Source organism: Streptomyces sp. 142MFCol3.1 (assembly GCF_000424945.1).
Classification (GTDB): domain Bacteria; phylum Actinomycetota; class Actinomycetes; order Streptomycetales; family Streptomycetaceae; genus Streptomyces; species Streptomyces siamensis.
Genome location: NZ_AUKV01000006.1, coordinates 220,262 through 243,243 on the forward strand (window position 1 = coordinate 220,262; position 22,982 = coordinate 243,243).

At 71.6% G+C, this 22,982-nt stretch carries 24 protein-coding genes; 18 read left to right on the plus strand and 6 right to left on the minus strand.

All coding sequences use genetic code 11. The features are described from left to right. Positions 1-107: 107 nt before the first annotated feature. The gene (locus H305_RS0110880; RefSeq protein WP_028800402.1) at positions 108-965 is read left to right on the plus strand and encodes a helix-turn-helix domain-containing protein; all 858 of its coding nucleotides are present in this window, start codon (positions 108-110) and stop codon (positions 963-965) included. Between the two features lie 9 nt (positions 966-974). Further along, a complete protein-coding gene (locus tag H305_RS0110885; RefSeq protein ID WP_028800403.1) occupies positions 975-1,199 on the plus strand; it encodes a DUF397 domain-containing protein in 225 nt (74 codons plus the stop codon). A 21-nt stretch (positions 1,200-1,220) separates the two neighbouring features. Here H305_RS0110885 and H305_RS0110890 read toward each other — a convergent pair whose 3' ends face one another. Then, entirely contained in the window at positions 1,221-2,345 is a 1,125-nt protein-coding gene (locus H305_RS0110890) for an 8-amino-7-oxononanoate synthase (RefSeq protein ID WP_028800404.1), read from the minus strand. Between the two features lie 161 nt (positions 2,346-2,506). On the opposite strand from H305_RS0110890, the gene bioB reads away from it, so the two are divergent. The 4 genes from bioB (at position 2,507) to H305_RS45435 (ending at position 6,785) form a co-directional block, all read left to right on the plus strand. After that, positions 2,507-3,742: a biotin synthase BioB gene (gene bioB / locus H305_RS0110895; protein ID WP_028800405.1), complete on the plus strand. Its 1,236-nt coding sequence runs from the start codon at positions 2,507-2,509 to the stop codon at positions 3,740-3,742. Continuing rightward, positions 3,735-5,015, plus strand: a complete 1,281-nt coding sequence (locus H305_RS0110900; RefSeq protein ID WP_028800406.1) for an adenosylmethionine--8-amino-7-oxononanoate transaminase — start codon at positions 3,735-3,737, stop codon at positions 5,013-5,015. The genes bioB and H305_RS0110900 overlap by 8 nt, the downstream gene beginning before the upstream one ends. A 1-nt stretch (position 5,016) precedes the next feature. Continuing rightward, on the plus strand, positions 5,017-5,733 hold the full coding sequence (gene bioD, locus H305_RS0110905) for a dethiobiotin synthase (RefSeq protein ID WP_028800407.1): 717 nt from the start codon (positions 5,017-5,019) through the stop codon (positions 5,731-5,733). Positions 5,734-6,065: 332 nt separating this feature from the next. Further along, positions 6,066-6,785 (plus strand): class I SAM-dependent methyltransferase, encoded by a 720-nt coding sequence (locus tag H305_RS45435; protein ID WP_037763386.1) that lies wholly within the window; start codon positions 6,066-6,068, stop codon positions 6,783-6,785. A gap of 126 nt (positions 6,786-6,911) precedes the next feature. Here the strand turns inward: H305_RS45435 and H305_RS0110915 are convergent, their stop codons facing one another. Both H305_RS0110915 and H305_RS0110920 read right to left on the minus strand, forming a co-directional pair. Further along, a complete protein-coding gene (locus tag H305_RS0110915; protein ID WP_028800408.1) occupies positions 6,912-7,286 on the minus strand; it encodes a hypothetical protein in 375 nt (124 codons plus the stop codon). A gap of 4 nt (positions 7,287-7,290) precedes the next feature. Next, complete coding sequence (locus H305_RS0110920) at positions 7,291-7,530, minus strand: toxin-antitoxin system antitoxin component (RefSeq protein ID WP_028800409.1); 240 nt, start codon at positions 7,528-7,530, stop codon at positions 7,291-7,293. A 219-nt stretch (positions 7,531-7,749) separates the two neighbouring features. Between H305_RS0110920 and H305_RS45440 the strand changes: the two genes are divergently transcribed. The 10 genes from H305_RS45440 to mug all read left to right on the plus strand — a co-directional run bounded on the left by H305_RS45440 (position 7,750) and on the right by mug (position 18,823). Then, positions 7,750-8,649 (plus strand): ABC transporter ATP-binding protein, encoded by a 900-nt coding sequence (locus tag H305_RS45440; protein WP_078628980.1) that lies wholly within the window; start codon positions 7,750-7,752, stop codon positions 8,647-8,649. Positions 8,650-8,656: 7 nt separating this feature from the next. Continuing rightward, positions 8,657-11,224, plus strand: coding sequence for an ABC transporter permease (locus tag H305_RS0110930; RefSeq protein WP_028800410.1), 2,568 nt, complete (start codon positions 8,657-8,659; stop codon positions 11,222-11,224). 66 nt (positions 11,225-11,290) lie between these two features. Continuing rightward, entirely contained in the window at positions 11,291-12,172 is an 882-nt protein-coding gene (locus H305_RS0110935) for an LLM class F420-dependent oxidoreductase (protein ID WP_028800411.1), read from the plus strand. A 108-nt stretch (positions 12,173-12,280) separates the two neighbouring features. Continuing rightward, a complete protein-coding gene (locus H305_RS0110940) occupies positions 12,281-12,706 on the plus strand; it encodes a GNAT family N-acetyltransferase (protein WP_028800412.1) in 426 nt (141 codons plus the stop codon). Positions 12,707-12,926: 220 nt separating this feature from the next. Beyond that, positions 12,927-14,252: a hemolysin family protein gene (locus H305_RS0110945; protein WP_028800413.1), complete on the plus strand. Its 1,326-nt coding sequence runs from the start codon at positions 12,927-12,929 to the stop codon at positions 14,250-14,252. Beyond that, complete coding sequence (locus tag H305_RS0110950) at positions 14,249-15,262, plus strand: hemolysin family protein (protein WP_028800414.1); 1,014 nt, start codon at positions 14,249-14,251, stop codon at positions 15,260-15,262. Before H305_RS0110945 ends, H305_RS0110950 begins: the two co-directional genes overlap by 4 nt. Before the next feature lie 320 nt (positions 15,263-15,582). After that, positions 15,583-16,365, plus strand: coding sequence for an SGNH/GDSL hydrolase family protein (locus H305_RS0110955; protein WP_028800415.1), 783 nt, complete (start codon positions 15,583-15,585; stop codon positions 16,363-16,365). 60 nt (positions 16,366-16,425) lie between these two features. Beyond that, a complete protein-coding gene (locus H305_RS0110960) occupies positions 16,426-16,776 on the plus strand; it encodes a DUF4326 domain-containing protein (RefSeq protein ID WP_028800416.1) in 351 nt (116 codons plus the stop codon). 59 nt (positions 16,777-16,835) lie between these two features. Further along, on the plus strand, positions 16,836-18,278 hold the full coding sequence (purB, locus tag H305_RS0110965; protein ID WP_028800417.1) for an adenylosuccinate lyase: 1,443 nt from the start codon (positions 16,836-16,838) through the stop codon (positions 18,276-18,278). 44 nt (positions 18,279-18,322) lie between these two features. Beyond that, a complete protein-coding gene (gene mug / locus H305_RS0110970) occupies positions 18,323-18,823 on the plus strand; it encodes a G/U mismatch-specific DNA glycosylase (protein WP_028800418.1) in 501 nt (166 codons plus the stop codon). A 29-nt stretch (positions 18,824-18,852) separates the two neighbouring features. Here mug and H305_RS0110975 read toward each other — a convergent pair whose 3' ends face one another. The 3 genes from H305_RS0110975 to H305_RS0110985 are packed head-to-tail and all read right to left on the minus strand — an operon-like array spanning position 18,853 to position 20,998. Further along, complete coding sequence (locus H305_RS0110975; RefSeq protein ID WP_028800419.1) at positions 18,853-19,296, minus strand: hypothetical protein; 444 nt, start codon at positions 19,294-19,296, stop codon at positions 18,853-18,855. A gap of 41 nt (positions 19,297-19,337) precedes the next feature. Next, the gene (locus H305_RS0110980; RefSeq protein WP_028800420.1) at positions 19,338-20,060 is read right to left on the minus strand and encodes an ABC transporter permease; all 723 of its coding nucleotides are present in this window, start codon (positions 20,058-20,060) and stop codon (positions 19,338-19,340) included. A 2-nt stretch (positions 20,061-20,062) separates the two neighbouring features. After that, positions 20,063-20,998, minus strand: a complete 936-nt coding sequence (locus tag H305_RS0110985; RefSeq protein ID WP_028800421.1) for an ABC transporter ATP-binding protein — start codon at positions 20,996-20,998, stop codon at positions 20,063-20,065. Between the two features lie 108 nt (positions 20,999-21,106). On the opposite strand from H305_RS0110985, the gene H305_RS0110990 reads away from it, so the two are divergent. Further along, a complete protein-coding gene (locus H305_RS0110990; protein ID WP_028800422.1) occupies positions 21,107-22,273 on the plus strand; it encodes a sensor histidine kinase in 1,167 nt (388 codons plus the stop codon). A gap of 14 nt (positions 22,274-22,287) precedes the next feature. Continuing rightward, positions 22,288-22,950: a response regulator transcription factor gene (locus H305_RS0110995; RefSeq protein WP_028800423.1), complete on the plus strand. Its 663-nt coding sequence runs from the start codon at positions 22,288-22,290 to the stop codon at positions 22,948-22,950. The last annotated feature ends 32 nt before the right edge of the window (positions 22,951-22,982 follow it).

Here is a 22,982-nt window from a genome sequence, read left to right on the forward strand (position 1 = left end):
TCACGGGTGCGATCCACCAAGATATGCATATATCTGTCGCTCGAAGCGGTGAACTCTGCGACGGCAGAGTCTATTTGGGCGGCTCGGAAGGAGTAAGGAGTACGGCCATGCAGCACGGTCCCGCGGTGCGCCGCCGCAAGCTAGGTGCCGAACTGCGCGCGCTCCGCGCCGACGCGGGTCTCACGAGCGGTGAGGCCGCCCGGCTCCTGGGCTGGCACCAGTCGAAGGTGAGCCGGATCGAGACCGGAACCAGCGGGGTGAAGCCCACGGACGTGATGCGGCTGCTGGACGTCTACGCGGTCGATGACCCCGAACTGCGCGACCTGCTCACCGTGTTGGCGGGTGCCGAGGACGACGGCAGGCATCGCTGGTGGCACGCCTACCGCGGGGTGCTGCCGCCGGCGTACCGGGACTTCATCAGTCTGGAGTCGCAGGCGCGCGGGATGCGGACGCTGGAGACGTCCGTCGTGCCCGGACTGCTCCAGACGCCCGAGTACGCGCGCGCCGTGACGCGGGCCGCCGTCGACGGGCTTGAGGACTGCAAGCTCGACGCGCTCGTCGAGGTGCGCCTCGCCCGGCAGGACGTGCTGCGCTCGTGTCCGCCGCTCGAGCTGAACGCCGTCCTGGACGAGGCGGTGTTACGGCGCGAGGTCGGCGGACCCGAGGTGATGGCGCACCAGTTGCGGCGGTTGTGCGACGCAGCGGCGCTGCCCCAAGTACGGCTTCAGGTACTGCCGTTCACCGCCGGAGCGCACATCGGCGTCACCGGCCCTTTCGTTATCTTCTCATTTCCGAACACAACTGATCTCGATGTGGTTGTTCTCGACCACTTGACGAGTAGCCTCTACCTCGAGCGGAAAGAAGACCTTCAGGCCTACAGCGAGGCCTTCGACGCTCTTCAGTTCCACGCCCTTTCGCCCGAGGAATCGTTGGACTACATCGCCGGGATAGCTGACGGCGCGTAAGGAGGCACCATGTCTGCACTGCCTCGGAACGTACCTTCCAGTACCTCTCTCCACGACGCACGGTGGCTGCGCAGCAGCCGCAGCACGGGAATGAACAACTGCGTCGAGACGGCACGGCCCGGCCCGGGCCCCTGGTCCGGACTCGTGGCCGTGCGCGACTCCAAGAACACGACGGGACCCGCCCTGCTGTTCGCCCCCGCCACCTGGCAGGGCTTCATCAGCGGACTGAAGTGACCCCGTACCCGCACACCGCGATCACCGCGTCCGGCTGATCACGCTCACGGCGTGCTCGATCTGCTCCTCGGTGAGGTCCGCGCGAGCGGTCAGCCTCAACCGTGAGATGCCGTCGGGCACGGACGGGGGACGGAAGCAACCGACGGCGAGTCCCGCCTCACGACAGTCGGCCGCCCAGCGCACCGCTCGTTCGGGGGACGGCGCGCGCACGGAGACGACGGCGGCGTCCGGCCGTACGGCTTCGAGGCCCTCGGCCGTCAGGCGGGTGTACAGGACCGTCGCCACCGCGCGCGCCCGGAGCGCGCGTTCCGGCTCCCGGCGCAGCAGCCGCAGAGCCCCCAGAGCGGCTCCGGCCGCGGCGGGTGCGAGGCCCGTGTCGAAGATGAACGTACGTGCCGCGTTGACCATGTGGTCGATGACGGCTGCCGGGCCGAGGACCGCACCGCCCTGGCTCCCGAACGACTTCGAGAGCGTGACCGTCACGACGAGGTCCGCGGCTCCCGCGAGCCCCGCCGCGTGCGGTGCCCCCCTGCCGCCGTCGCCCAGGACACCGAGTCCGTGCGCGTCGTCGACGATCAGTCCGGCTCCGTACTCCCGGCAGGCGTCCGCGAGTTCGGCCAGCGGAGCGGCGTCCCCGTCGACCGAGAAGACCGTGTCCGAGACGACGACGGCGGGCCCCTGGTGCGTGCCGAGCGCCTTGCGCACCGCGTCGGGATCGGCGTGCCCGACCACCTGTGTGGTGCCCCGGGCGAGCCGGCAGCCGTCGATCAGCGAGGCGTGGTTGCCCGCGTCGGAGACGACGAGTGAGCCGTGCGGTGCGAGGGCGGTGACGGCGGCGAGGTTGGCCGCGTAGCCGGAGGAGAAGACGAGGGCGGACTCGAAGCCGCAGAAGTCGGCCAGTTCGCGTTCCAGCTCGCCGTGCAGTTCGGTCGTGCCCGTCACGAGACGGGAGCCGGTCGCGCCGCCGCCCCACCGGTGCGCGGCGTCCGCCGCCGCCCCGGTGACCTCCGGGTGCCGTGCCAGTCCGAGGTAGTCGTTGCTCGCGAGGTCGAGGAGCGGCGAGTCGGCGGGGCGCGGACGCAGCGTGCGGACGAGTCCGGCGGCGCGACGCGCCCGGGCCTGCTCGTCGATCCAGCCGAACGCCATGTGTCCTCCGGACCGTAGGGGGCGGGTGTTTTGTAGGCAGTGCACAGACCCTAGCGGCCGGGCCAGCGGGCCAGGGTGTGGCAATACCCACACGTCGAACCGTCTCTGTTGTGCAAACTCTCCTTGGCCGGGAGTGGTCGCATAAGCAAGGATCGGGCCTCATGGACCTGCTGAACACGCTGGTGGACAAGGGGCTTCGGCGCGAGTTGCCGACCCGCGACGAGGCGCTGGCCGTACTGGCCACCTCCGACGACGACGTGCTGGACGTGGTGGCCGCGGCCGGCAAGGTGCGCCGGCAGTGGTTCGGCCGACGGGTGAAACTCAACTACCTCGTCAACCTCAAATCGGGCCTGTGCCCGGAGGACTGCTCGTACTGCTCGCAGCGGCTCGGCTCCAAGGCCGACATCCTCAAGTACACCTGGCTCAAGCCCGACGAGGCCTCTCAGGCCGCGGCGGCGGGTCTCGCCGGCGGCGCCAAGCGGGTCTGCCTGGTGGCCAGTGGGCGCGGTCCGACGGACCGTGACGTGGACCGGGTCTCCGACACCATCAAGGCGATCAAGGACCAGAACGAGGACGTCGAGGTGTGCGCCTGCCTCGGCCTGCTCTCCGACGGCCAGGCCGAGCGGCTGCGCGACGCGGGCGCGGACGCGTACAACCACAACCTGAACACGTCCGAGGGGACGTACGGGGACATCACGACCACCCACACGTACGCCGACCGGGTCGACACGGTGCAGAAGGCGCACGCGGCGGGACTGTCCGCCTGCTCGGGCCTGATCGCCGGCATGGGCGAGTCCGACGAGGACCTCGTCGACGTGGTGTACGCGCTGCGCGAGCTCGACCCGGACTCCGTTCCGGTGAACTTCCTGATCCCCTTCGAGGGCACCCCGCTCGCCAAGGAGTGGAACCTCACGCCGCAGCGCTGTCTGCGGATCCTCGCGATGGTCCGGTTCGTCTGCCCGGACGTCGAGGTCCGCATCGCGGGCGGCCGCGAGGTCCATCTGCGCAGCATGCAGCCGCTCGCCCTGCACCTGGCCAACTCGATCTTCCTCGGCGACTACCTCACCAGTGAGGGCCAGGCCGGCAAGGCGGACCTGGAGATGATCGCCGACGCGGGCTTCGAGGTGGAGGGCGCGGGCGAGGTCACGCTGCCCGAGCACCGGGCAGCCGCCGGCGGCGGCTGCGGCTCGCACGCGGACGCCGGATGCGGTACGCAGGAAGGCGCCGGGTGCGGCTCTCACACGGACGCCGGGTGCGGCTCGCACCAGGGCGGCGGCGTGTGCGGCTCCGCCCCGGCGGCCGCCGCCACCGTCACGGAGCAGCCCTCCGAGGCGCGCACCGACCTCGTCGCCGTACGCCGTCGCGGGGCCGGAACGGATCTCGCGCCCAATGCCTGAGCTGTCCGTCAGGGAACTGCTCGACCTCGACCGGCGCCATGTGTGGCATCCCTACGGGCCGATGCCGGGACGTCAGGAACCGCTCGTCGTGGAGTCGGCGAGCGGTGTCCGGCTGCGTATGGCGGACGGTTCGGGCGAGCTGATCGACGGCATGTCCTCCTGGTGGTCGGCCATCCACGGCTACAACCACCCGGTCCTCAACGAGGCCGCACGTGGTCAGCTGGACCGCATGAGTCACGTGATGTTCGGCGGACTCACCCACGAACCCGCCGTACAGCTGGCGAAGCGCCTTGTCGACATGTCACCCGAGGGGCTGGAGCACGTCTTCCTCTGCGACTCCGGCTCGGTCTCGGTCGAAGTCGCCGTCAAGATGTGCCTCCAGCACTGGCGCTCGCTCGGCCGCCCCGGCAAGCAGCGGCTGCTGACCTGGCGCGGCGGATACCACGGGGACACCTGGCAGCCGATGTCCGTGTGCGACCCCGAAGGCGGGATGCACGAGCTGTGGCAGGGCGTCCTCCAGCGCCAGGTGTTCGCCGAGCCGCCGCCCGCCGAGTTCGACGAGGCGTACGCCGACCGGCTGCGTGAGCTGATCGGGCGGCACGCCGACGAGCTCGCCGCGGTGATCGTGGAGCCGGTGGTACAGGGCGCGGGCGGGATGCGCTTCCACTCCCCCGAGTACCTGCGGGTGCTGCGCGAGGCGTGCGACACCCACGACGTCCTGCTCGTCCTCGACGAGATCGCCACCGGTTTCGGCCGGACGGGCGCGCTGTTCGCCGCGGACCACGCCGGTGTCACCCCGGACGTGATGTGCGTCGGCAAGGCTCTGACCGGCGGCTACATGACGATGGCGGCGACGCTGTGCACCCCGCGGGTCGCCGACGGCATCTCGCGCGGAGAGATCCCGGTGCTCGCGCATGGGCCCACCTTCATGGCCAACCCGCTGGCCGCCTCGGTCGCCTGCGCCTCGATCGACCTGCTGCTCGGCCAGGACTGGCGGACCGAGGTCAAGCGGATCGAGACGGGCCTTCGGGACGGGCTCGCGAAAGCCGCCGCGGCACCGGGGGTACGGGACGTACGGGTCCTCGGCGCGATCGGTGTCGTGCAGCTCGACCACGAGGTGGACATGAAGGCGGCGACGGCTGCCGCGGTCCGCGAGGGCGTGTGGCTGCGACCGTTCCGCGACCTCGTCTACACGATGCCGCCGTTCGTGACCGGTGACGAGGACGTGGCACGGATCGCTCGCGCGGTCTGCGCCGCGGCACGGGAGGGATGACATGCCGGTACTGGTGATCACCGGGACGGGCACGGAGGTCGGCAAGACGGTCACGACCGCCGCCGTGGCGGCCGTGGCCCTCGCCGCCGGTCGTTCCGTCGCCGTACTGAAACCCGCGCAGACGGGTGTGGGTCCGTACGAGTGCGGTGACGCGGACGAGGCGGCCCGGCTCGCGGGCGCCCTGACCACGCGCGAACTCGGCCGCTTTCCGGAGCCGTTGGCGCCCGCCACGGCCGCGCGGCGGGCCGGGCTCGCCCCGGTGCGGCCGCAGGAGGTCGCGGACGCGGCGGGCAAGCTGGCCGCCGACCACGACCTCGTGCTCGTCGAGGGCGCGGGCGGACTGCTCGTACGGCTCGACGACGAGGGCGCGACGCTGGCCGACGTGGCACGGCTGCTCGACGCTCCCGTGCTCGTGGTCGCCGCGGCAGGCCTCGGCACGCTCAACAACACGGAGCTGACGGCCCGTGAACTCCGGCGCCAGGGGCTGGACTTCAAGGGAGTGGTCATCGGCAGCTGGCCCGACTCCCCCGACCTGGCCATGCGGTGCAATCTGGCGGACCTGCCGGAGGTGTCGGGCGGGCCGCTCCTCGGCGCGATCCCGGCCGGCGCCGGCGCGCGGGACCCGCTCGACTTCCGCGCCCGGGCGGCGAGCTGGCTCGCCGCGCCGCTCGGCGGGACCTGGGACGCGCACGCCTTCACCGCGGCGCATCCCGCCTGAGGCGACTTCGAGGCGCGGCACGTCCTGGGCGGCGATGCGCCCGGACGTGCGGCGCGTGCCGGTACGTCCGGGCGTGCGGAGCCGGAGTCTTGGGCGTGCGGCACCGGCGTCCTGGGCATGTCGTGCCAGTGCACCCGGACGGGCTGAGCCGCCACCATGGGCGTGGGCCACCGGTGCACCCGGATGTGCCGGCCGGTGCTCCGGGCGTGCCGATCGGAGATCTCCGTAGGGCTTTTCCGGTGCTCCGCGGCTCCTCGTGGGCCGAGTCGCGCGTGCGGCGGAGCTCCCGGGGGGACAATCCCGGTAGGGCGCGTCGTCCCGGGAGGTCTTTCATGCCGTTCACGCCGCTCAGCCCGGTCGGCTCCCGCAAGGTGGCACGAGACGCGGTGCACCATCCCCTCTTCGCCCGCTACTACGCCCGCGTCAGTGTGACGGCCGAGACGCGGATGGGCATGGGCGGGATCCGCGACCGGCTGCTCGCCGGACTGTCCGGGCGGGTCATCGAGATCGGCGCGGGCAACGGCCTGAACTTCGCGCACTACCCGCACACCGTCTCGGAGGTCGTCGCCATCGAACCCGAGCGGCTGCTGAGGCAGTTGGCGGTCGAGGCGGCGCTGCGCTGCGAGGTGCCCGTCGACGTCGCGCCCGGTACGGCTGAGGCCCTGCCGGTCAAGAGCGAGGCCTTCGACGCCGCCGTGGTGTCGCTGGTGCTCTGCAGCGTCCGCGACGTGCGGCGCGCCCTCGCCGAGCTGCGGCGCGTGCTGCGGCCGGGCGGCACCCTGCGGTTCTTCGAGCACGGCAGGGGCGGCGGACCCGCGATGACCTTCACCCAGCGCGGCCTGGACCGCACGGTCTGGCCCCGCCTCACCGGCGGCTGCCATCTGGCCCGCGACCCGGTCGCCGCGCTGCGGGACGCCGGGTTCGAACTCGGCCCGTACCGGCGGCTGCTGATGCCCGAGAAGGGGCCTCGGCTGCCCACCTCGTACTGCGTGCTGGGCACGGCGTGGCGCCCCCGCCTCACCGAGCCGGAGAAGCCGGGGCCGGCGGTGTGACCGCAACGGCCGGCGCGGCAGGAGCGGCCTGTGCGCCGGGACCGGCCGACGCGGCAGGAGCGGCCTGTGCGGCAGGACCGGCCGACGCGACAGTAGCTGCCCGACCCGCCGTCCCGTACCCCGTGCTCACAGGCTCCAGCGGCGCAGCTCGTGGGCGATGTCGTGCACCGTCGCCTCGCCGCTCTTCACCAGACGCGCCAGTTCGCGCACCTGCTCGGGCGAGGTGACGACCTTCAGCCCGCTCGCGACGAGATAGGCGTACGCGACGGCCGATGCGAACATCGCGTTGGAGCGTTCCAGTGCGGGAACGTGCAGCAGCAGCTGGAGCAGCGCGGCGGCACGGGCGTGCGGACTGTCGTAGACGGGGATGCCGAATATCTCCGCCTCGTGCCGGCTGACGGCGGCGACGAGCGCTCCCCAGTCCGTGACCTGGGGGTCCCCGGGTGTCTTCTGTTCGGCGATCATGAGGAGCCAGGCAAGATCGACTCTGAGACTGCTCAACTGATCAACGACGACCTTCGCGTGTGCCTTCTCGGTCCGCGCCGAACTCCTCGGCGAAGACGGATTCGTATTGCTTCATGAAATCGGCGGCGGCTTCCACGAACGTGTGGCCGACCTCCCCGGTGTCCTGCCGGACCAGCTCTTCGATGTAGCGGTTCACGCTCATCCCGCGCTCCAGCGCTCGCTCACGGGCGGCGCGGGCCGTGCCCTCGTCCACCCGTACGTTCAGCTGAGTCTTGGCCATGCTTCGAAGCTAGCGCCGGATCGCTAGCACCGGCAAGAGGGGCCGGCGCATCCGGGGGTGGAGTGCCCCGGGTGGAGCATGGCCCTTACACCGGCATCGTGGGCACGACCTGCGGTGGAGGCCGACCGGCACCTCGGGGGGATACCAAGTGTGCCCCCGATCACATTAGGCTCTGCCGGGACATAAGGAGTCGGGACGTCGATCGCTGAGGAGGCGGCCTTGTCCACACCTGCTGCGGAGCATGCTCTCGGGCGCGCGGAGGGGGACGGGATCGCCGCCCGCGCCCGGGGCCTGACCAAGGCCTACGGCTCGGGCGAGACGACGGTGCTCGCCCTCGACTCGGTCGACGTGGACATCGCGCGCGGCCGCTTCACCACGGTGATGGGCCCGTCGGGGTCCGGGAAATCCACCCTCATGCACTGTCTGGCGGGGCTCGACACGGTCTCGGCCGGTCAGGTGTGGCTGGGTGGCACCGAGATCACCGGCCTGAAGGAGCGCGAGCTGACCCGGCTGCGACGGGACCGCATCGGCTTCATGTTCCAGTCGTTCAACCTGATCCCCACGCTGAACGCGGCCGAGAACATCACGCTGCCGATGGACATCGCGGGCCAGAAGCCCGACCAGAAGTGGCTCGACCAGGTCATCGACACGCTGGGGCTGCGCGCACGGCTGAAGCACCGGCCCGCCCAGCTGTCCGGCGGCCAGCAGCAGCGCGTCGCCTGCGCCCGAGCGCTCGCCTCGCGCCCCGAGCTGATCTTCGCGGACGAGCCGACCGGCAATCTGGACTCCCGTGCGGGCCTGGAGGTCCTCGGATTCCTGCGCGAGGCGGTCGACGACCTCGGCCAGACGGTCGTGATGGTCACGCACGATCCCGGTGCCGCCGCCCACTCCGACCTGGTGCTCTTCCTCGCCGACGGACGGATCGTGGACGAGATGGAGCGCCCCACGGCGGACGCCGTCCTGGAGCGGATGAAACGCTTCGACACGCTCCGGGTGACCTTCGACGGCACGGGCGAGGGACCCGGCCCCGACAGGGTGCCCGCCACCGGCAGTGTCGGCCGACCGGGCGAGCCCGGCGACTCCATCGAATCCAGCGACGTGACCCTGGACAAGGACTGAGGCGGTCGTGCTCAAGGCGACACTGCGAAGCTTTCTCGCGCACAAGGGGCGGCTGCTCCTTTCGGCGCTGGCCGTCGTGCTGTCCGTCGCGTTCGTCGCGGGCAGCCTCATCTTCTCCGACACCGTCACCCGTACGTTCGACCGGCTCTTCGCCTCCACCGCGGCCGATGTGACGGTGGCGCCGAAGAACGATCTGGACTCGCAGATCCCGACCGGCGCCACCCAGACGGTGCCCGCCTCGCTCGCGGACCGGCTGGCGAAGGTCGACGGCGTCGCCGCGACCCATGTGGACGCGGCCGTCGAGAACGCCACGGTCGTCGACGCCGACAACAAGTCGGTCGGCCCCACCACCGGCGCCCCCACCATCGTGACCAACTGGGAGGTCACCGAACGCAGTCCGGTGAAGCTGACCTCCGGCCACGAGCCGAGGGGTGACGGCGAGGCGCTTCTGGACGCGGACACCGCCGAGAAGAAGCACGTCGGTATCGGTGACACCCTGACGGTGCAGGCGCAGCCCGGCTCGTTCAAGGTGCGGATCGTGGGCATCGCCACCTTCACCACCACCAACCCCGGTGCCGCGCTGCTGTTCCTCGACACACCGACCGCGCAGACCAGGCTGCTGGGCAGTCCCGACGCGGCGACGAGCGTCTCCCTGGACGCGGCACCGGGGGTGAGCGACGCCGTCCTCAAGCAGCGCGTCGCCGCCGAACTGGGCACCCGAACCTACGAGCTGAAGACGGCCGAGGAGCAGGCCAAGTCCTCCGCCGAGCAACTGGGCGGCTTCCTGGACGTCATCAAGTACGTGATGCTCGGCTTCGCGGGCATCGCGGTCCTGGTGGGCATCTTCCTGATCGTCAACACCTTCTCGATGCTGATCGCCCAGCGCACCCGCGAGCTGGGGCTGTTGCGCGCGCTGGGCGCGGACCGGCGTCAGGTGCGCCGGTCCGTGCTCACCGAGGCGCTGCTGCTGGGGCTGGTCGGCTCCACGCTCGGGCTGGCCGCCGGAATCGGTCTCGCGCTCGGGCTGATCAAGCTGATGTCCGCGTTCGGCATGAACCTCAAGTCGACCGAGATGGTGATCGGCTGGCCCACCCCCGTCTCGGCGTACGCGGTCGGCGTCGGCGTCACCTTCGTGGCGGCCTATCTGCCCGCGCGGCGCGCGGCCGGCGTCTCCCCCATGGCGGCCCTCGCGGACGCCGAGATCGCCGGCGTGGGGCGGCCCCTGCGGATGCGCGCCGTGGTGGGTTCGGTGGTCGGCGCGGCAGGTGTGGCCGCGCTCGCGGGGTGCGCCGCCTCGTCGAAGACCTCGACGGCCGCCTCTCTGCTGGGCCTGGGCGTCGTCCTGACGCTCATCGCGACAGTGATCGCGGGGCCACTCCTGGTGCGGCCGGTGATCCGGGTCCTGGGCGGGGCCTTCCCGGCCCTGTTCGGCTCGGTCGGCCGGATGAGCCAGCGCAACGCGCTGCGCAATCCCCGTCGCACGGGCGCCACCGCGGCGGCCTTGATGGTGGGCCTCGCCCTGGTCGGCGGGATGTCCGTGGCGAGCGCGTCGATGACCAAATCGTTCGACCAGCAGATCGACAGGACGCTCGGCGCGGACTTCGTGATACAGAACAGCAACTTCCAGCCCTTCTCGCAGGAGCTCACGGACAAGGTCCGCGGCACGGACGGCGCCGGGCTGGTGGTCCGTCAGCGGTTCACGCCGGTCGCGGTGCGGCTGCCGGACGGGAAGCGCGTCGAGACGACCGCGGCGGCCTACGATCCGCAGCTCGACGAGGTCGCCCACGTCACGTACGCGCAGGGCGGCACGGCGGCGGCGCTCGGCGACGGCCGTATCGCCATGGACCGGAAGTTCGCGAAGGAGCACGACGTCAGGGTGGGCAGCACGGTCCCCGTCGAGTTCCCCGCCGGCCGCAACACCCGCCTGACGGTGGGGGCCCTCACCGACCAGGACTCCGGCGAGGGCTTCGGCATGCAGGGCGGCCTGTTCTTCGGCTTCGGCACCATCGAGAAGTACGTGCCGGGCGGGCAGGACTCCGCGCTGTACGTCAACGCGGCGTCGGGCACCACGCCCGACCAGCTGCGCACGAGTCTGGAGAAGGCACTCGACGCGTATCCGCAGGTGCAGGTCCGCGACCAGGCCGACTACAAGAAGCTGATCCACGATCAGATCGCGGTACTGCTCTACCTCGTGTACGCGCTGCTCGGGCTCGCGATCGTCATCGCGGTTCTCGGGGTGGTCAACACCCTGGCGCTGTCGGTCGTGGAGCGCACCCGTGAGATCGGTCTGCTGCGCGCCATCGGGCTCGCCCGCCGTCAGCTGCGCCGGATGATCCGGCTCGAGTCGGTGGTGATCGCCGTGTTCGGAGCGGTTCTCGGTCTGGCGCTCGGTGTCGTCTGGGGCGTCTGCATCCAGCAGGTCCTCGCCCTGCAGGGCATGAAGGCGCTCGCCATCCCGTGGGCGACGATCGTCGCCGTCGTGGTCGGTTCGGCGGTGGTGGGCATCGTCGCCGCCCTCCTGCCGGCCCTGCGCGCCTCCCGGATGAACGTGCTGGCCGCGATCGCGCACGAGTGACGTACCCGCCTCCTGTCCGCCGCCCGGGCGCACGCCGACCGTGACCGAGGAGAGTTGATGTCCCGCCTGTTGCGTCCCTTCCGTTTCGGCGTCAGCCTGCTCGCACCCGCCCCTGCCGACGAGTGGCACGCGAAGTGCCGCCGGGCGGAGGACCTGGGATACGACGTGATCACGGTGGCCGACCACCTGGGACTGCCCGCGCCGTTCCCGTCCCTGGTGGCGGCCGCTCAGGCGACCGAGCGGCCGCGCCTGGGCACGTTCGTGCTCAACACGGGCTTCTGGAACCCCGAGCTGCTGGCCCGCGAGGTGGCCACCACCGACGCGCTGACGGGCGGGCGTCTCGAACTGGGCCTGGGTACCGGTTATGTGGAGGCGGAGCACGAGACGGCCGGACTTCCCTGGGGTACACCACGTGAGCGCGTCGACCATCTCCAGCACACCATCGAGGAGTTGGACCGGCTTCTGAGCTCGGAGGACCACCAGCCGCGCCCCGTCCAGTCGCCCCGGGTCCCGCTGCTGATCGGGGCCAACGGCGACCGGATGCTGCGGCTCACCGCCGAGCACGCCGACATCGCGGCGTTCACCGGGGCGCGCACCCTGCCGGGCGGCAGGCTGGAACCGGTCACCGCCGCGGAGCTCGACCAGCGCGTCGCCGTGTACCGGGAGGCGGCGACCGGCCGGAAGGAGCCCGCCGAGCTCAACCTGCTGATCCAGATCGTCACCGTCGCCGAGGACCGATCCGAGGCGATCCGGCCGTGGCTGCCCCGTACCCCCCACCTGACGGAGCAGCAGGTCCTGGAGCTGCCCATCGTCCTGGTGGGCACGCTGGAGGAGATCACCGAGCGGTTGCGGGCGCAGCGTGCGCGGTACGGCATCTCGTACCTGACGGTGCTGGAGCCCCACATGGAGGCGTTCGCTCCCGTCGCCGAGGCGTTGCGCGGCGAATGAGAGCCCGCCCCTCACGCCCCGCGCGTCCTCGGCGACGGCGGTGTCGACGACGGTGTCCGGATGATGGAATTCCGTGCCACCGTCCGGGCGGGGTGATGGGATCGCCACATGACTGAGCTGCGGATACGGGCCGCCGCGCCCGCCGACGCCGACGCCGTGCTGGGCTTCTGGAAGGTGGCCGCGGAGGGGACGAGCATCAGCGACGACCGGGACGGCGTCGAACGGCTGGTGGCCCGCGACCCGGAGGCTCTGATCCTCGCCGAGCGCGACGGCGAACTCGTCGGCACGGTGATCGCGGGCTACGACGGGTGGCGGTGCCATCTGTACCGGCTGGCGGTGCACCCGGAACGGCGCCGGCTGGGCATCGGCTCCGCGCTCCTCGCGGCCGCGGAGGAGCGCTTCGTACGGCTCGGAGGACGGCGCGGGGACGCCATGGTGCTTCAGCGGAACGAGACCGCGCACCATGTCTGGCGCGCGGCAGGGTACAGGTCCGAAGAACAGTGGCGGCGCTGGGTGAAGCCGCTCTCCGGCTGAGAGGTGCGGCCGGGGCGCCGCCGCCCGGGGACACCCCGACCGGAACGCTTTGCCCGTCCTTTACCATTGGAAGATCACTCGATCACCCGATGACACATGAAAGGTGTGAGCGTCCGCCCATGGGCGAGCCTCCCAGTAGCCGATGCCGTGACCCGCACGGCGACCGCCGACATCGCGCGGTCCTCCCGTCCCTGGCCGACCATGGGACGGAGGTGACCCGATGACCGAAGTGCTCCTCCTCCTGGTGGCGGTGCTGCTGTCCCTCGCCTGTGGCGCCTTCGTCGCGGCGGAGTTCTCGCTGACCACCGTGGAGCGCAGCGAGCTGGAGCGCGCCGTGGAGCGCGGTGAACGCGGCGCGTCCGGCGCCCTCAAGGCCGTACGGAACCTCACCTTCCAGCTCTCCGGCGCCCAGCTCGGCATCACCGTCACCAACCTGGTGGTCGGCATGCTCTCGGAGTCCTCGATCGCCGAACTGATCGCGGGTCCGCTGGAGGCCGTCGGCATCTCCCCCTCCGCCTCACAGTCGGTGGCCCTGGTCATCGGTACGGCACTGTCGACGATCTTCCTGATGGTCGTCGGCGAGCTCGTGCCCAAGAACTGGGCGATCTCCTCGCCCCTCGCCGTGGCCAAGCGGGTGGCGACACCGCAACGCTGGTTCAGCGCCGCGTTCCGCCCGTTCATCACCCACCTGAACAACTCGGCCAACCGTGCAGTGCGCCGCTTCGGCCTCGAACCCGCCGAGGAGCTGGCCTCCGCGCGCGGTCCGCAGGAGCTGGTGGCACTCGCCCGGCACTCCGCCAAGGAGGGCGCCCTGGAGGCGGACACCGCCGAGCTCTTCGTGCGCACGCTGAACCTGGCCGACCTGACCGCGGAGAACGTGATGACCCCGCGCGTCCAGGTCATCGCGCTGGACGTCCAGGCGACCGCCGAGGACGTGGCGAACGTGACCCGGGCCACGGGCCTGTCCCGTTTCCCCGTGTACCGCGGCAGCCTCGACTCGGTCGTCGGCGTCGCGCACATCAAGGACGTACTGACCGTGCCGGCCGAGCGTCGCGCGCAGACGTCCGTCTCCCAGATCGTGCGCGAGCCCCTCCTCGTCCCCGAATCGCTGACCGTCGACCGGCTGCTCGACCGGCTGGCCGGCAAGCGCACCATGGCCGTGGTCATCGACGAGTACGGCGGGACGGCCGGGGTCGCCACCCTGGAGGACATCGTCGAGGAGGTCGTCGGCGAGGTGCGGGACGAGCACGACCCGCACGAGACACCGGACCTCGCCCCGGTCGGCCAGGACGAGGACGGCCGCGAGCTGTACTCGGCCGACGGCTCCGCCCGCATCGACCAGCTCGTGCGGGTCGGGCTGCGGGTGCCCGAGGGACCGTACGAGACGCTCGCCGGCTTCGTCGCCGCCGAGCTGGGCCGCATTCCCGCCGTCGGCGACGCCGTCGAGGTCGCCGGCTGGCGGCTCGACGTGGTGGACGCCTCCGGGCGGCGCGCCGCGCGGGTACTGATGCACGCGCCGGACGACGAGGAGGAGGGGGCGCGATGACCGCCGTACAACTGCTGATCGGCCTCGCGACGCTCGTCGTGAACGCCTTCTTCGTGGGTGCCGAGTTCGCGCTGATCTCGGTGCGTCGCAGCCAGATCGAGCCGCACGCCGAGCAGGGCGACCGGCGGGCCCGCAGCGTGCTGTGGGGGCTGCAGCACGTGTCGGCGCTGCTCGCCGCGGCGCAGCTCGGCATCACCCTGTGCACGCTGGTCCTCGGCATCGTCGCCGAGCCCGCCATCGCCCATCTGCTGGAGCCCGTGTTCCACGCGATGGGAGTGTCGTCGAGCGCCGGCCACGCCGTCTCGTTCGTCATCGCGCTGACCCTGGCGACGTATCTGCACATGCTGCTCGGCGAGATGGTGCCGAAGAACATCGCGCTCGCGGAGCCGGTACGCACCGCGCTGCTGCTCGGGCCGCCGCTGGTCGCGCTCTCCCGGGCGCTCCGGCCGGTGATCTTCACTGTCAACGCCTTCGCGAACGGCCTGCTCAAGCTGTTGCGGGTCGAGGCGAAGGACGAGGTCTCCGCGACCTTCTCCGACGACGAGCTGGCCCGGCTGGTGCAGGACTCCGGCGCTGCGGGGCTCATCGACGACCGCGCCAAGGAACGGCTGCACGACGCCCTGGAGCTCGGCCGCAGGCCGGTGTGCGACGTGGTGCTCCCACTGGAACGCGTCGTCTACGCGCGCGTAGGCGTCACCCCGGAGCAGCTGGAGCGGCTGTCCGCCGAGTCGGGTTTCTCCCGCTTCCCCGTCGTCGACGACGGACGTCGCATCGTGGGGTACCTGCACGTCAAGGACGCGCTCGACGCGACGCCGCGCGACCTGCCGTTCCGTGTCCAGGACATGCGGTCCATCGCGCGAGTCCGCGAGACCACTCCGCTCGACGACGTCCTCACGGCCATGCGGCGCAGCCGCACGCATCTCGCGGCCGTCATGGGCAGCGACGGGCGGCTCGCGGGGCTGGTCACGATGGAGGACGTACTGCGGGAGCTGTTCGGTCAGCCGGCCTAGCGGACCTCCCCCGGCGGGCCGTCACGGCCCCCGCCGGTGGCACGGACCCCGCTGGTGGCACGGGCCCGGCGCCGTGCGCGGGTGGGCCTGCCGTGCGCTCCGACGCCCCGGGGCCTCCCCGGGCGTCGGGTCACCGGCGTTCGGACGCTCCCAGGGGTGGCTGGGGGCGGCTCTGGACTCCGAACGGGCGCGCGTCCCCGGGTGTTCGCCCCGAAAGGCCGCTCCCGGTGTCCGGGCGCGGCACGCGTCGGTCGAGGAGGGACGGGGGCTACGGCCCGACCGACCGACGAGTATGTGATCGGGTTACCATCTTTGGCGCCATGCAAACAAATGCCACCTACACCAGCCTCGTCGCGGTCGGCGACTCCTTCACCGAGGGCATGTCGGACCTGCTGCCCGACGGTTCGTACCGCGGATGGGCCGATCTCCTCGCGAGCCGGATGGCGGCCCGGACGCCCGGTTTCCGGTACGCCAACCTCGCGGTGCGCGGCAAGCTCATCAAGCAGATCGTCGACGAGCAGGTGGACGTGGCCGCCGCGATGCGGCCCGACGTCATCACCCTGGTCGGCGGACTCAACGACACGCTGCGGCCCAAAGTCGACATGGGGCGCGTCCGCGGTCTTCTGGAGGAGGCCGTGGAGCGGCTCGCCCCCGCCTGCGAACAGCTGGTGCTGATGCGCAGCCCGGGCCGCAACGGTCCGGTGCTCGAACGCTTCCGGCCCCGCATGGAGGAACTCTTCGCCTGTGTCGACGACCTCGCGGCACGGCACGGCGCGCTCGTGGTGGACCTCTACGGCGCCCCGTCGCTCGCCGACCCCCGTCTGTGGGACGTGGACCGGCTCCACCTGACGTCCGAGGGACACCGCAGGGTCGCGGAAGCCGTGTGGCAGGCCCTTGGCCACGAGCCGGAGGACACCGCCTGGCGGACGCCGATGGCGGCCACGGCCCCGCCGCGCTGGCTCGCCCGGCGCGCCGCCGACGCGCAGTTCGCCAAGCAGCACCTGCTGCCGTGGATCGGGCGCCGGCTGACCGGCCGGTCCTCCGGCGACGGACGCCCGGCGAAGCGGCCGGAACTGCTGCCGTACGAGGGGCCGGCGGCATAGCCGCCGACGCCCGGACGGCACCGTGGGGTACACAGGAGACGCACCGCTGAAGGGAGCCCCGTGCCCACGACCGTGATCAACCTGAAGGGCCACATCCGCGAGTTCGGTCCCCGGCTGGAAACCGCCCCCGACGATCTCGTCTACGTGGGCCGCCGCTGGACCATGGGCCATTGGGACCTGCCGCAGCACCCCCTTTACAACCCCTTCGCGCCCGACACCGCCACCAAGCGGCGCGACGGCACCCGCGCCGAGGTCATGGTGCAGTACCGGGCGTATCTGCTGGAGCGGCCCGAGCTGCTGGAGCTGGTGCCCGCTCTGCGCGGGAAGACGCTGGCCTGCTGGTGCGCTCCCGAGCTCTGCCACGGCGACGTCCTGGCCGAGCTCGCGGACGCGTCGGCGCCGGACTCGTAGCTTCCCACGAACAACCCCGCGGCGCTGGCCTGCAGGAATCGCCAGTAGAATCCGTACACGTGACTGCTGCGCCTGCAAAGCCCCGTATCCCCAACGTCCTCGCCGGACGCTATGCCTCCGCCGAGCTCGCCACGCTCTGGTCCCCCGAGCAGAAGGTCAAGCTGGAGCGTCAGCTCTGGCTGGCCGTGCTGCGGGCCCAGAAGGACCTCGGGATCGAGGTTCCGGACGCCGCCATCGCCGACTACGAGCGTGTCCTCGACCAGGTCGACCTCGCGTCGATCGCCGAGCGCGAGAAGATCACCCGCCACGACGTGAAGGCGCGGATCGAGGAGTTCAACGACCTCGCCGGGCACGAGCACGTGCACAAGGGCATGACCTCCCGCGACCTCACCGAGAACGTCGAGCAGCTGCAGATCCGGCTCTCGCTGGAGCTGATGCGCGATCGCACGGTGGCCGTGCTGGCGCGTCTCGGCAAGCTCGCCGGAGAGTACGCCGAGCTGGTCATGGCCGGCCGCTCGCACAATGTGGCCGCTCAGGCGACCACCCTCGGCAAGCGTTTCGCGACCGCCACGGACGAGCTGCTCGTCGCGTACGCCCGGGCCGAGGAGCTGATCGGCCGCTACCCGCTGCGTGGCATCAAGGGCCCGGTCGGCACGGCGCAGGACATGCTCGACCTGCTGGGCGGGGACGCGGCGAAGCTCGCGGACCTGGAGCAGCGCATCGCCGGGCACCTCGGCTTCTCGCAGGCCTTCACCTCCGTCGGCCAGGTCTACCCGCGCTCCCTCGACTACGAGGTGGTGACGGCCCTCGTGCAGTTGGCGGCGGCCCCGTCCTCGCTGGCCAAGACGATCCGCCTGATGGCCGGGCACGAACTGGTCACGGAGGGCTTCAAGCCGGGCCAGGTCGGTTCCTCGGCGATGCCGCACAAGATGAACACCCGCTCCTGCGAGCGTGTCAACGGCCTGATGGTCATCCTGCGCGGCTACGCGTCGATGACCGGCGAGCTGGCGGGCGACCAGTGGAACGAGGGCGACGTGTCCTGTTCCGTGGTGCGCCGGGTCGCGCTGCCCGACGCCTTCTTCGCCCTGGACGGTCTGCTGGAGACCTTCCTCACCGTGCTCGACGAGTTCGGTGCGTTCCCGGCCGTCGTCGCGCGCGAGCTGGACCGCTACCTGCCGTTCCTCGCGACGACGAAGGTCCTGATGGGCGCGGTGCGCGCGGGCGTCGGCCGCGAGGTCGCCCACGAGGCCATCAAGGAGAACGCCGTCGCCTCCGCCCTCGCCATGCGTGAGCGGGGCGCCGAGCGCAACGAACTGCTCGACAAGCTCGCCGCGGACGAGCGCATCCCGCTCGGCCGCGCCCAGCTCGACGAGCTGATGGCGGACAAGCTGTCCTTCACCGGTGCCGCGGCCGACCAGGTCGCCGCCGTCGTGGGCCGGGTCGAGGAGATCGTGAAGCAGCACCCGGAGGCCGCCGGCTACACGCCGGGAGCGATCCTCTGACACGGCTCACACCCGCGGACCTCGAGGCCGCCCGCGACCGGCTGGTGCCGGATGTCGTCGCGGACGGCCTCGACGTGCTGTTCTGCGGTATCAATCCGGGTCTGACGACGGCGGCGACGGGGCACCACTTCGCCCGCCCCGGCAACCGCTTCTGGCCCGTGCTGCACCTTTCCGGCTTCACTCCCCGTCTGATGAAGCCTGCCGAGCAGCAGGAGCTGCTGTCCTACGGGCTCGGCATCACCAACGTGGTGGCGCGGGCCACCGCCCGGGCCGACGAACTCAGTGCCGACGAGTACCGCGAGGGCGGGCTGCTGCTGGCCGCCAAGGTGCAGCGGCTGCGGCCGCGGTGGCTGGCCGTGGTGGGCGTGACCGCCTACCGGGCCGCGTTCGGTGAGCGCGGGGCCCAGGTGGGGCCGCAGGAACGGACGTTCGGAGCCAGCCGGGTGTGGGTGCTGCCCAACCCCAGTGGGCTCAACGCTCATTGGACGGCGCCGACGATGGCCGAGGAGTACGCCCGGCTGCGGGAGGCCGCCGCCGAGGAGTGACGGGTCCCAGAAGCGACGGGCCGGAGGCGTCAGGGTGGGTCGATCTCCGTGATCACGGCGAGGAGCTGGAACGGCAGCTCCTTGTCCCACTGGGAGACTCCGAGGGCCACCCAGCGGTCGTGGTGACCGGCCTTCCACAGGTGCACGTCCGGTACGTGCGAACTCAGGTCGCCCCACGGCTCGGGTATGTCCTCGCCGCTCGCCGTCCGCCCGAACACGCTTCTCAGGCTGACCCGCTGAGGTGCTCCCCAGCGGCGGGTGAGCAGCTCCGACAGACCGTCTCGGTCGGCCTCGTACTGCTCCTCCGTCTCTTCCCACGCCGTGCCGTCGTCCTCCCAGAAGTCCTCGCTCGTCGCCAGTTCGGCTATGTGGTAACCGGGTCCTGCGGTGCCGACGTCCGATCGGCCGTGCTCCGCCGGGAAGTCCGCGGAGCACAGCCGCTCGATCGTGGCGAGGTGCTGCGCGCTGGTCATGGCATCCAGTAAAGCGGCTGCCACTGACAATTGGCGTCCCGTCAGGCGTCCCGGCGCCGCATGCTCCACGCTCCGGCCGCCAGGGCCGCCGCCGCCCAGAGTGCCGTGACGCCGAGGCCCGTCCAGGGGCCGAGGGCGCCGTCCCACGTCTCGTGGAGCACCACCTGGCCCGCCTTGTCCGGCAGGAAGTCCGCCACGGTGCCCGACGCTCCGCCGACGACGAAGGACACGATCAGGAGGAACGGGATCAGAATGCTCAATGTGGCCACGCCACTGCGCAGGACGGCCGCGATTCCCCCCGCGAAGAGGGCCATCAGCGCCAGATAGACGCCGCAGCCGACAGCGCCGCGCAGTTCCTCGCCCCAGGTGAGCGTGCTCGCCCTGGAGCCGAGCACCGCCGTGCCCACGACCATGCTCACACCCCCGGAGACCAGGCCGATCACGAGGGCGGGGCCGCCCACGGCCACGGCCTTGGCCGCGAACCACCGCACGCGGTCGGGAACCGCGGCGAGCGAGAGACGCAGAGCACCTCCCTGGAATTCCGCCGAGACCGCCTGCGCGCCGAAGGTGATCGCCGCGATCTGTCCGAAGCTGACGCCGAAGAACGTGGAGAACAGCGGGTCGAACTCCTCCCCCGAGTCGTCCAGTCCGGCGAGTGCGGAGAAGGCGGTGGTCGCGAGGAGGACGGCGGCCAGTCCCCACAGGAGCGACCGCAGCGTACGGATCTTGATCAACTCCGAGCGCAGTGCGGGTGCGAACGTCATGGTCAGGCCTCCTGAGTCTGCGGCGTGGTCGGGGTGGCGGCGAACTCGGTCTCGGCGCCCGTCAGATCCAGATAGGCCTGCTCCAACGTGGCTTCCTCCGAGGCGAGTTCGAGGATCGGAAGGTGCGCAGCCGAGGTGAGGCGGCCGATGTCCTCCACGCGTGCGTCGAAGGCCGTCCAGCGGCCGTCCTCGCCCTCGACCGCCTCGATGCCGTGCCGGGCGAACAGGCCGCCCAGCGCGGCTCCGTCCGTGGTGCGCACCCGCACCCGGGGCTGCACGCGCGCGTGGATGAACTCACGCATGGGCATGTCCGCCAGGAGCCGGCCGCGGCCGAGGACCACGAGGTGGTCGGCGAAGGACGCGGTCTCGTTCATGAGATGGCTGGAGACGAGGACGGTGCGGCCCTCGCGGGCCAGCTCGCGCAGCAACTCCCGGATCCAGATGATCCCTTCGGGGTCGAGCCCGTTCGACGGCTCGTCGAGCAGCACCACCGGCGGGTCCCCCAGGAGGGCGGCCGCGATGCCGAGCCGCTGACGCATCCCCAGGGAGTACGTCTTGACCCGGTGCCGGGCGACGGAGCCGAGTCCCGACTGCTCCAGCACCTCGTCCACCCGCCGTTCGGGGATGCGGTTGCTCGCGGCGAGCGCCCTCAGGTGGTCACGGGCGGTGCGCGACCCGTGCGCGGCCTGCGCGTCGAGCAGGGCGCCCACGTGGCGCAGGGGCTCGTCGAGCGTGGCGTAGGCGCGGCCTCCGACGGTGGCGGTGCCGGACGTGGGCCGGTCGAGGCCGAGCACGAGTCGCATGGTGGTGGACTTTCCGGCGCCGTTGGGACCGAGGAATCCCGTGACACGGCCCGGGAGAACGCTGAAGGTGAGGTGGTCGACGGCGCGCTTGGTGCCGTACTCCTTGGTCAGGTCCTGGACGTCGATGCTGGTCATGGTGACAGCGTGGCCGGTGCAGACCGGGTGTGGCCTCCCCCGCCGGTGGAGATGGTCTCCCCCGAGCGGGGGAGGCCCGTTGTCAGTGGCTCCTGGCACGATGACGCAATGGCCCGCTTTCTGCGCCCGCTGGTCCGGGGGACGACGTACACACGACTGCTGCACCTGTGGGTGCCGATGCTGTTCGTCTCCGTGTGGATGTTCATCGACATGTCGAAGCCGTGGGTGCCGGCCGCCCTGCTCGTCCCGCTGGGGCTGATCCCCGCGGTGCGCCGGGGTGAGGGGGTACAGGCGCGCTACATGCTGGCGCCCGGCGAGCGGGAAGCCCCCGAGTCGGCCTTCTCCCTCTCGCCCGCGATCACGTGGCGCGACCGGCTGCGGACGGTGCTCTGGCTGGAAGCGCGCATGGCCCTCGGGTGGGTCCTGGCGCCCGCCACGGTCTGGCTGCCGGCGACGGCGGTGATTCTCACCCAGGCCTCGTTCCGATCAGTGTCGATCGACACCCCGATCGTGACCCTCCATATCGATCCGCACTGGGCGTACGCGCTGCTCGTCCCGCTGCCGCTGCTCGCGCTGTACGGCGTGGTCGTCGGGCTCGGTGAGCTGATCACCGCGATCGCGCGCCGGCTCCTCGGGCCCTCCCCCACCGAGCGGCTCGCGGCACTGGAGGAGCGCACCGAGCAGCTGCTGGAGCGCAATCGCATCGCCCGCGAGCTCCACGACTCGATCGGACACGCGCTGACCGTCGCGGTGGTCCAGGCCGGAGCGGCCCGCGCGGCCGGTGACCCCGCCTTCACCGAGCGGGCACTGGCGGCCATCGAGGACACGGGCCGTGCCGCCCTGGAGGATCTGGAGCGCGTACTGGGCGTGTTGCGGGAGGCCGAACGGCCGGTGAGCAGCCGCCCCACCCTGGCCGACGCCGACCGGCTCCTGGAGTCGGCGCGCGCCTCCGGGGCCAAGGTCGACGCCGAAGTCACGGGCCCCGTCGACACGGTGCCCGGTCCGGTGTCCCGGGAGGGCTACCGCATCCTCCAGGAGTCGCTCACCAACGTGTTGCGGCACGCGGGAAGCGTCCCCGTCCAGGTGCGTGTCGAAGTCCGGGGCGAGTCGCTGGACCTGGAGGTCCGCAATCTGCTGGCCTCGGACATACCGGGGCCCGGCCGGGGCAGCGGGCTGCGCGGCATACGGGAAAGGGCCGCGCTGCTCGGCGGTCGCGCGCGGACGGGCCCGGACCAGGGCGAATGGCAGGTGCATGTAGAGCTGCCGCTGAGTTGATCTAGGCTGGCCGGATGCCGGTCACCGTTCTTCTCGTCGACGACGAACCCCTCGTACGCGCCGGTCTGCGCGCCGTCCTGGAGGCGCAGTCCGACATCGAGGTCGTCGGGGAGGCGGCGGACGGTGCCGCGGTGATCCCCCTGGTGCGGCAGCTGCGTCCCGATGTGGTCGCCATGGACGTCCGGATGCCCCTCCTTGACGGCATCGAGGCGACGCGCGCGGTGCTGCGCACGGTGAGCGATCCGCCGAAGATCCTCGTGGTGACGACGTTCGAGAACGACGAGTACGTCTACGAGGCGCTGCGCGCGGGAGCGGACGGGTTCCTCCTGAAGCGGGCACGGCCGGCCGAGATCGTGCACGCGGTGCGACTGGTCGCCGAGGGCGAGTCACTGCTTTTCCCCTCCTCCGTAAGGCAGTTGGCCGCCGAGTACGGCGACACCTCGGGCAATCCCGCCGCCCGGGCTGCCATGGAGCGAGCCGCGCTGACCGAGCGGGAGGCGGAGGTCCTGCGCCTGATGGCCAGGGGCCTGTCGAACGCGGAGATCGCCGCACGGCTGACCGTCGGCACCGAGACGGTGAAGTCCCACGTCAGTGCCGTACTGGCGAAGCTGGGAGCCCGGGACCGCACCCAGGCGGTCATCGCGGCGTACGAATCGGGGTTCGTGGCACCGGGCTGATCAGGACGCGCCGTCCATGAAGGGGTCCCGGC